The organism is Tildeniella sp. (assembly GCF_059505325.1).
Window position 1 is genome coordinate 153,155 of sequence record NZ_JCACKI010000001.1, and the last position, 8,356, is coordinate 161,510.

Sequence of the window (8,356 nt, forward strand, 5' to 3'; positions counted from 1 at the left end):
TTCATAACTTAAAAAGCTGGTGGTTCAGAATGCTAGAAAAAAGTTGCGGGATTTTAGTAAATTCTTGCGATCAATCTTGCAGCAGTTGTTTGGGCGTTACACCAAATCTGCCTTTAAAGCATCTCGTTAAGTGGCTTTGGTCAGAAAATCCTGTTCGCACAGCAATGTCTGCAATGCTGAGGTTGCTGTGTTGCAGCAGGTGCTTTGCCCGTTCAATTCGTTGTTGCAGAATGTATTGATGCGGAGTGATGCCCATATGTTGCTTAAATAGACGCAGAAAATGATAAGGACTGAGTTGAGCGATCGCGCTTAACTCAATCAGTTTCAGATCCCAATTCAGATGTTCGTTGATATACTCCTTGATCTGTCCCAGTCTGAATTGAGATAAACCAGTTTCATTACCGAATCGCCTCGGTTGGAAAGTACAGTAGTTGCGTAGCAGATGAGTGGCTAAGGTTGTTTTGAGGCTATCGATCAACAAATTACTGCCAATTTTGCCAAACTCTAATTCCTCTCTCAGTGTTAGAAAGATGCCTTGAATCAACGGATCGACTTGATTCATGAACTGGGGAGGGAGTTCAATCTGATCAACATCCACAGCATCCTGCCCAACTTGCTGAAGCAGTACAGGCTCGATCGCCAGCACCATAAACTCAACCGAGGCATTCCAGTTACAGCGATGGGTAACCCCCGCCGGAACGATCGCAATTTCCCCCTGATGGCGCGTTTCGTGACATACCTTGCTATCTAACCAGCGCTCTCCAGTGGAGGATGCAGGAAAATGGTTAGAAATGGGCGAGTGGGCAATCACATGCATCGTGTGCTGGTGTTCAGCAATTTCAAATTTGGGTTGCTGAAAGACCTCTAGATGTAATTGACTCCAGCCAGAGCTTGAAAGGATGGACGGCTTGGGCAATAACGAATGAGCAGCATTTGCTTCGCTGTAATCAATCACCCTAATGGGTTGTGTCGTCATCTTATCCCTCGCTACGTTTCCTAACTCCTTTGAGCGGCTTTGACCAATCGCTTGAGCAATCTTATATTGTGCCTTTTACCCTGCCAAGCTTATGTAGAACATTGCCATTGGCACCGCTCTGACGAAATTCGCTCTGAATTGGATGAAAGAGGCTGGGATGTCTGTTGCGATGGTTGAGACCGGAGGTGATCCTGGTCATGCCCCAGCACGTCATATATACGAAAAGGCAGGCTTCGGGCTGTTTCCAGTTGCCAGATACTTCAAGAAGCTCTAAAGACACAGAGAAAGTTGTTTAATTCACTCTGTAGGTTTTTGGGGTCATGCCTGTAAGCTGGCGGAACTGTTTGCTGAGATGACTGTGGCTGTTGAATCCACATAGGAAAGCAATGTCCATGATGGAGCGATCGCCCTTCTTCAACAACTGCTTTGCCCGTTCAATTCGCTGTTGCAGCAGATATTGATAGGGAGTCATGCCGATCGATTGTTTGAATCGGTGGCTGAGATGGGATTTACTAATGTTGAGTAAGGTCGCCAGATCAGCCAGTTTGATGTCTTGATGGAGATGGACATCAATGTACTCTACGACTTGCAGAACCTGACGTTCAGATAAACCACTTTCGTAAACGATAAACCGAGATTTGGAAGCTGCGTACTGTCTGATCAGATGCACTGCCAGTACATTTGACAACGATTCAATGTAGAGTTTTCCGCCAATACCTTCCTGCTTGAGTTCAGCCAGCAGCATCATGCCGATTGCTTCAAGCTGTGGATCGCGAGTCTGAAATTCCAGGCGCAATTCTAAGCGATCGGAATCGGTGGCGTTGACTTGTCCGTGCGAAGCACTTATCGTCTCCCTAGCAACAGTCTGGATAAACTGCGATGCAATACGAATTTGCAAACAACTATCGTCACTCTCCCAACGGAAATAAGATGGAATCTTTGCAGGCGTAAGCGAAACGTCCCCTTTGGATTGCAAGCCTACATGGGTTTTGCTGCCCTTAATTTGCAATAGGCGCACTGGGCGAGGAGCCAGAGACAGACAAATGGCGTGTTCTTCGCTGAAATGACTCTTCTCCTCGCCGGGAGGGTGCTGAAATTGCTCAACCAGAATATGGTTCCAACCCTGGGCTTGACTCGACCAGATAGGCAAGTCAGTGGTTCCAGCCAGATGGGTGAAAAGTGTCTTCATTTTGCAAACCCAATATGTCTAGTTCTGATTCTATTCACTTTCAGAGCCTTTCTGTTGGGTCGCCTGAAAACTGGTTGCAGGATTTTGATAGTTGCACAGGATTTTGATAGTTGAATCGTGAGAGGTTTCCCTAAGGTGAAAGAGTCATTCATTTAGATTGGTTGCTCTGCAATCTCAGCATAGGGAGAACACACAATGCTAGAAGCTTCAGTGATTGGTCTAGGAACAATGGGTTCAACATTGGCTCAGTTGCTGCTGCAAAACGGATATCGCGTGACGGTCTGGAACCGGACGATCGCCAAAGCGAAATCACTGGTTCAAGCAGGAGCCGTGCTTGCTCCCAACGCCGCTGCTGCCGTTAGTGCCAGTCCCATCATCGTAGTTTGCGTTCATGATTATTCAGCTACGAACCAGATTCTTGCTACCAAAGAAGTCGCTGCTGCTCTCGCTGGACGCATTCTGATTCAGTTGACTACAGGTAGCCCCTAAGAAGCACGAGATAGCGAAAGTTGGGCGAAAGAGCGAGGTGCGGGCTACCTCGATGGTGCGATTCAGGCAGCTCCCAGCCAGATGGGAAGACCAGACACGCCCATTCTGGTGTCGGGTGCCGAAACTACATTCCGGCAGAGTGAATCGCTGCTCAAGATTTTAGGCGGCAATTTGACCTATCTAGGTGAGCAGATTGGTTCCGCCTCTGCAATGGATTTAGCAACGCTTTCCTACATCTACGGTGCAGTGCTTGGCTTTTTTCACGGTGCTCGTATTTGCGAGGCGGAGGGCTTTCGCGTCAATACCTACGGCTCCATTGTCGCGGATATTGCACCGAGCTTTGGCGAGTTTCTCAAACACGAAGGGACGGTCATTCAGACAGGAGATTACACGGTTTCCGAAAGTCCGCTCAAAATTTCTGTGGAAGCGACAGAACGATTGGTGAAAACCGCTCAAGCCGCCCAGATCAATGCTGAATTTCCCACATTCGCTTCAGGGCTGTTCAAACGAGCAATGGCGGCAGGTTACGGCAATGAAGAAGCCGCTGCGCTAATCAAAGTACTTCGTTGAGTAAGTCTTTTAGGAGTTATCTTATGCAACCTGTATTGTTTTATGGTGTGCCACAAGGCAGTTCATTTGGCTCGATCGTGGCACTCGAATGGCTCGGTCAGCCCTACCAGCTCTGTCGTATTGAAATGCTTCAGCACCCGTGGAACCCGCTCTATGGTTATATCAACCCGCTGTACCTGACTCCCGCGCTGCTGCTAGAGGATGGGCAGACATTAACTGAAAGCTTCGCAATTTTGATGCATCTGGCGAATCGTGGTTTGGATCAAGGCTTGGGCTTTCGTCAGGGTACACGAAAGTTCGATCGCCTCAACCAGATGTTAGCCTATCTCAACACTGACTTTTATGCAGCGTTTAATCCCCTCTGGACAGCTGATGAAATGCCAGATCTGGAGCCAGCCGATCGCGAACTGCTGAGAACTGTTGGACGAGCAGAAGTTGCTAAAAATTGTGCCTACCTGGATACATTTCTAGTCAATCAGGAATGGCTGTTAGGCGGCAAAACCCGCACGTTAGCCGATGCCTACTTGGCTGGGATTGGTCGTTGGGTGGACTATCATCAGCTCTTTGACTTGCAGCAGATGTATCCCAATCTACACAGGTATTTGCAGAAGCTGAAGTCTGACCCTGCTGTCCTATTTGCTGAAGCAATTGAGAATGACCAGGCAGCGATCGCCAGTAGCAAGTTTATGGGTCATGTGACGTTGGAGGAGTTGCACGCTGCTTCCCGGATGCCGCAAGTGTCGCGTTTAGTTGCTTAGCAACATCAGGAAATTGATCAGAACAGACTTGTCACACCAGATGACACTGCTTCGTCTTAACTGGTGCTGACTGATTGTGTGAATTCCAAGCATTGGAGATCAAAATGGACAATACGCTTTACAGCTATTCGCCGATCGTCAATCGCCCCAAGCTGATTTGGTCAGACGGTGCGCGGATCGCGTTTTATGTTGGCTTGAATATTGAACACTATGAAGTTGACAAACCGTCATTCAACATCTTTGACGGCACAGCGCATCTAAAACCTGATCCGCTGAACTACGGTTGGCGCGACTATGGTGTCCGGGTAGGCATTTGGCGCATGATTGAGACCCTGGACAGATATAACATACGTGCCACAGTTCTGCTTAACTCGGACTGTTGCAGCCGTTACCCTCAAATCATTGATGCAGGGAAGGAGCGCAATTGGGCTTGGGTTGCTCACGGCAAGAACAACTCGATTCTCCACGCCAATATGACGGTTGAGCAAGAGCGCAGCTATCTGACTGCTGTGGTCAAAACCATCTCGGATGCAACTGGACAATCGATCAAGGGCTGGCTGGGACCAGGTCTCACAGAAACCTTTGAAACTCCAGAGCTACTCAAGGAACTCGGTCTTTCCTATGTCCTGGATTGGTGTGCTGACGATCAGCCATTCCCGCTCAATATTGCAGGCATGATATCTGTACCCTATTCGATCGAACTCAATGACGGAATGTTGTTGGTCAATAAAGGTCTATCTGGAGAAGACTTTTACCGTACAGTCGTCGATCAATTCGATCAGCTCTACAAAGAGGGAGAGCAGTCAGGCAGAGTGATGGCGCTTTGTTTACACCCCTTTATTATCAATCAGCCGTTTCGTCACAAGTACCTTGAAAAGGCACTGGAATACATCACGGGGCATGAAGGTGTTTGGTTAACGACGAGCGACGATATTGCCGATTACTATGCGAACACAACTCAGATTTCAAAAACAAAGTCTTTAGTGTAGAAACAGGAGATTCAAATATGAAACATCTATTGCACATTGATGCGAGTCCACGTAGAGAGCGATCGCGCTCTCGCCGCATGACTAAAGAGTTTGTCGAGCAATGGAAACAGCAGCATCCCAACGATACCGTTACCTATCGAGATCTGGGTCACAATCCTTGCACAGTATGATGAGCGGTTCTTTCGGAGTTGCGCTTTGCGCTAAGCACAAGCAGAACGATCGCACCGATCGCGAAGATGCCATTGCCAATCAAATCAACAACGCCCTTTGAACCCGCAGCCGGGGGGTGAGGAAACCCATACCAGACATAGGTCAACAGTGCTCCACCTGCGAGTGCTAACTGGTGGGCGTTTCCCCATCTTGCCGAGCGTGACCATTGAGAAACGAGTTTGATCATCAGAGCATAAAGCGTCAGTTAAATTCCAACGATCGCCTAGCCAAGTACAACATCAATGACCAGACTTAATGCCATGAACACACTCGACGCAAGCAGCGAAACCAGACCCACGACCCTCGGACTAGGTGTTTTGTCGGTGACCTGCGATCGCTGGGGTGGACGAACCTTAAAGGCAAAAACAATCAGTGCTACGATCGCGAACAGGCTTAGTGATCGCAACGGAAAGATCTTTGGTCGTTCAAGCATTCAGTCGTGCCGGAAGTCACTAAAGCAAGCCGACGCTAACTCTGTGTCGCGCACCGTCTGCTGAATGTTCTTGTGCCCCAGAGAGTGCTGAATCGAGCGTGGGTCATGCCCGTCCTTAACCAGCTTGTAGCCACAACCATGACGCAGCCTGTGAGGAGGCACTGGGAACGTGAGCGCTGCATGGCTACCGAGACGACTCAGCAACGTCCGACCCATTGACAAACCATCATGGGACAGTTTGCCCTGTTTGCATCCTGCCCGTGCAATTGCTCTCCCAAGCCGAGCAAGACCAATGGCATCGGTTTCCAGAGGCAATCAGCCAGGAGGAGTTAAACCGCTTCTTTGGGCTCTCGCCTGCGGAACAACAAGCACTTGATGCCGTTCGAGGCGATTCCAACCGTTTGGGTTTTGCACTGCAACTGGGCTGCTTTCCAGAGCACCGCTTGCAGAGTCCTCACGTGGTCATCCAGTACGTGGCTCAACAGGTAGCGGTTTCACCAGCACTCTTGGCTTGTTACGGCACCGCACCAGCACACAGCAACACCACCAACGACAAATCCAACCCCTCACAGCCACTGATTCGCCCGGCAAAGGATACCTACGTGGACGACTTCGGCAAGTCGTCCAAACGGGTGCGGCACTTCGCCAGTCGGTTCCTGTCCACCCTCGGTGTCAGTCTCGCCAGGAAGATCAGGGCTGGCAGCAAGCCCTGCAGTGGGTGCGTGAGATCCATGCCGGTATGCGTCGCAAGCTGCCGGAGGCGGCGCCGACTGGCTTTCTCCCAGCAGCCTGACGACCTTACGTGGTGCCATCCGAGGGGCTAGACCGTGGTTACGACGAACGGACGGCACTCTGGCTTTTGCGTCCAGACTTGCGTTCTGGTGCCATCTACCGACCCCATAGCCGTCGCTTCAGTGCCTTGGAAAGCTATTTTATGCCCCAAGAGGAACTGAATTTGTATACTATCCGCCGACCAGCCTGCTTGCTTTCAACTTGCTTGTTTAGGAGCGAAGGTTGCAACTCAATGGGAACTCCCGTGCGGTCAAAAGTAGTCACGCTAGGACAGGCAAGCAGTTATCACCGCAGGGGTTGTGTTGCGAATTTTGAATTTTGCCGTTGGGTCGAAAGCAACCGGAAGGGGTGAGCTAGAATGAAGAGGCTCCACATTTCCAAGCAAGTTTTTGATTTCGTACACTGTCGTTCACTGCAACTTACCCTCTCAGCCTGAACACTCTCAGTGCAAACTAGGAGACCCTTGTCTGAATGCGTGAATTAGACGGCAACATGGATTCTTATGACACCGCAGATGTAGGGCATCTGAAGCCTGTGAAGCAGTCTGTAGAGCGGATTGCCGACAAAGCGCTCTCTGCCGCATCTCCTCAGTCTCCAAACGCTCAGTCTTTGAACCGTGTGCCGTTTGATGATCATTCACAAGCTGCTACGACACTACCGTCTGATAACCCTCATGTCAGCACCTCTGCCTCAGTGATGTCCGTCGAGTTGCGCGATCGCATCATTCGCTGGCTGCAAAGAAACGTGCCCATCAGTCGACTGCAACATATTCTGCGTGTAGAGCAGTGCTCAATCGAGCTGGCTCAGTGTCATCAGCTTGATCAAGCGCAAGCTGCACAGGCAGGTCTAATGCACGATCTGGCGAAGTTTTTTAAGCCGCAACGTCTGCTGCAAATGGCGCAAGCTGAAGGAATCGTGCTTGATCCAGTCGATATGGCAAATCCGCATTTGCTTCATGCCGCAGTAGGCGCGATCGTCGCTAGAGACGAGTTTGGTATTCAGGATGAGGCAGTGCTGGATGCTATTCGCAACCATACGCTGGGCTGCCCTGGCATGAGTGCGTTGAGTTGTGTCGTTTTTCTAGCCGATAGTCTGGAGCCTGGTCGCGGAGACACACCAGAATTGGATGTGTTACGTCAAAGTAGCCAGCAAGACCTCTATCGCGCTGTTTGGCTAACCTGCGATGAATCCTTGCGCTATCTGTTGTCTCGCGCTCAGCAAATTCATCCCCGTATGGTACTCACTCGCAACTGGGCGCTGGGGTTGACTCACAAGAAAACGCCCGCGCCCGCCAAGATTCAGTCTCAATGACGTTCAAGCTCTGAATGCTTCTCAATCTAAGATGTTAAAGACGAAACAATGTTGCTTTGATCAACCTCTGATCAAACTTGAATGACCCTTTTCTGACTCGCAACTGTTTAATTACCCTACGAAGCTGGAGATTGAATGCCAAACTACGCTCAAGAATCCTCTCTAACGTCTGTCTTAGCCACTGCTAGCGAGGGTACTCCTAGCACCGAAGATGATTCGAGCCTGCAACTGGCGATCGCGGCTGCCCATGCCGCTGACGATCGTAAAGCCGCTGATATTACGCTCCTGCGGGTTGCCGATATCTCTACGCTGGCAGATTACTTTGTGATCGTGACGGGCTTTTCAAAAGCGCAGGTACGGGCGATCGCGGGTTCCGTCAAAGACAAGGTTGAAGAGGAATTGCAGCGCACTCCCATCCGCACCGAAGGGCAGTCAGAAGGTAGCTGGACACTCCAGGACTACGGCGATGTGATTGTCCATATCTTGATGCCGCAAGAGCGAGAATTCTACAATCTGGAAGCCTTTTGGGGTCATGCAGAGCGCGTCGATTTTGCCGCGATCGACCAGCAAAAAATCGCTTCTCACTAAGCTCGACTTTATCCAATTAGGCAGCGTAGCACAATAGGCTGAAACAGCAGT

Annotated in this window: 10 protein-coding genes and 3 pseudogenes; 9 read left to right on the top strand and 4 right to left on the bottom strand. The window is 50.1% G+C overall.

The genetic code is table 11. The annotated features are described in order from the left end of the window. Nucleotides 1-70: 70 nt before the first annotated feature. A complete protein-coding gene (locus tag AC5JO6_RS00770) occupies nt 71-976 on the bottom strand; it encodes a helix-turn-helix domain-containing protein (RefSeq protein WP_496079117.1) in 906 nt (301 codons plus the stop codon). 106 nt (nt 977-1,082) lie between these two features. Here AC5JO6_RS00770 and AC5JO6_RS00775 point away from each other — a divergent pair. Next, nucleotides 1,083-1,250: pseudogene (locus AC5JO6_RS00775) on the top strand (N-acetyltransferase); the annotation flags it as partial. Nucleotides 1,251-1,268: 18 nt separating this feature from the next. Here AC5JO6_RS00775 and AC5JO6_RS00780 read toward each other — a convergent pair. After that, nucleotides 1,269-2,165 carry a helix-turn-helix domain-containing protein gene (locus AC5JO6_RS00780; protein WP_496079118.1) on the bottom strand — a complete coding sequence of 299 codons (897 nt, stop codon included), beginning with the start codon at nt 2,163-2,165 and terminating at the stop codon, nt 1,269-1,271. A gap of 195 nt (nt 2,166-2,360) precedes the next feature. Here AC5JO6_RS00780 and AC5JO6_RS00785 point away from each other — a divergent pair. From AC5JO6_RS00785 to AC5JO6_RS00800, 4 genes and pseudogenes are all read left to right on the top strand, one after another. Further along, nucleotides 2,361-3,224, top strand: a pseudogene (locus AC5JO6_RS00785) (NAD(P)-dependent oxidoreductase). Between the two features lie 23 nt (nt 3,225-3,247). Beyond that, the gene (locus tag AC5JO6_RS00790) at nt 3,248-3,982 is read left to right on the top strand and encodes a glutathione S-transferase family protein (RefSeq protein WP_496079119.1); all 735 of its coding nucleotides are present in this window, start codon (nt 3,248-3,250) and stop codon (nt 3,980-3,982) included. Nucleotides 3,983-4,086: 104 nt separating this feature from the next. Next, nucleotides 4,087-4,971: a polysaccharide deacetylase family protein gene (locus AC5JO6_RS00795; protein ID WP_496079120.1), complete on the top strand. Its 885-nt coding sequence runs from the start codon at nt 4,087-4,089 to the stop codon at nt 4,969-4,971. A 17-nt stretch (nt 4,972-4,988) separates the two neighbouring features. Beyond that, on the top strand, nt 4,989-5,141 hold the full coding sequence (locus AC5JO6_RS00800) for an NAD(P)H-dependent oxidoreductase (RefSeq protein ID WP_496079121.1): 153 nt from the start codon (nt 4,989-4,991) through the stop codon (nt 5,139-5,141). Nucleotides 5,142-5,404: 263 nt separating this feature from the next. Here AC5JO6_RS00800 and AC5JO6_RS00805 read toward each other — a convergent pair whose 3' ends face one another. Both AC5JO6_RS00805 and AC5JO6_RS00810 read right to left on the bottom strand, forming a co-directional pair. Continuing rightward, a complete protein-coding gene (locus AC5JO6_RS00805; protein WP_496079122.1) occupies nt 5,405-5,614 on the bottom strand; it encodes a hypothetical protein in 210 nt (69 codons plus the stop codon). Beyond that, nucleotides 5,615-5,929, bottom strand: a complete 315-nt coding sequence (locus tag AC5JO6_RS00810; protein ID WP_496079123.1) for a tyrosine-type recombinase/integrase — start codon at nt 5,927-5,929, stop codon at nt 5,615-5,617. On the opposite strand from AC5JO6_RS00810, the pseudogene AC5JO6_RS00815 reads away from it, so the two are divergent. The 4 genes and pseudogenes from AC5JO6_RS00815 to rsfS all read left to right on the top strand — a co-directional run. Beyond that, nucleotides 5,875-6,078 (top strand): annotated as a pseudogene (locus AC5JO6_RS00815) (DUF4158 domain-containing protein); the annotation flags it as partial. The gene AC5JO6_RS00810 and the pseudogene AC5JO6_RS00815 overlap by 55 nt on opposite strands. Nucleotides 6,079-6,125: 47 nt before the next feature. Next, nucleotides 6,126-6,407 carry a hypothetical protein gene (locus tag AC5JO6_RS00820; RefSeq protein WP_496079140.1) on the top strand — a complete coding sequence of 94 codons (282 nt, stop codon included), beginning with the start codon at nt 6,126-6,128 and terminating at the stop codon, nt 6,405-6,407. A gap of 707 nt (nt 6,408-7,114) precedes the next feature. Next, on the top strand, nt 7,115-7,717 hold the full coding sequence (gene yqeK / locus AC5JO6_RS00825; RefSeq protein ID WP_496079139.1) for a bis(5'-nucleosyl)-tetraphosphatase (symmetrical) YqeK: 603 nt from the start codon (nt 7,115-7,117) through the stop codon (nt 7,715-7,717). A gap of 135 nt (nt 7,718-7,852) precedes the next feature. After that, complete coding sequence (gene rsfS / locus AC5JO6_RS00830; RefSeq protein WP_496079124.1) at nt 7,853-8,305, top strand: ribosome silencing factor; 453 nt, start codon at nt 7,853-7,855, stop codon at nt 8,303-8,305. Nucleotides 8,306-8,356 lie beyond the last annotated feature (51 nt).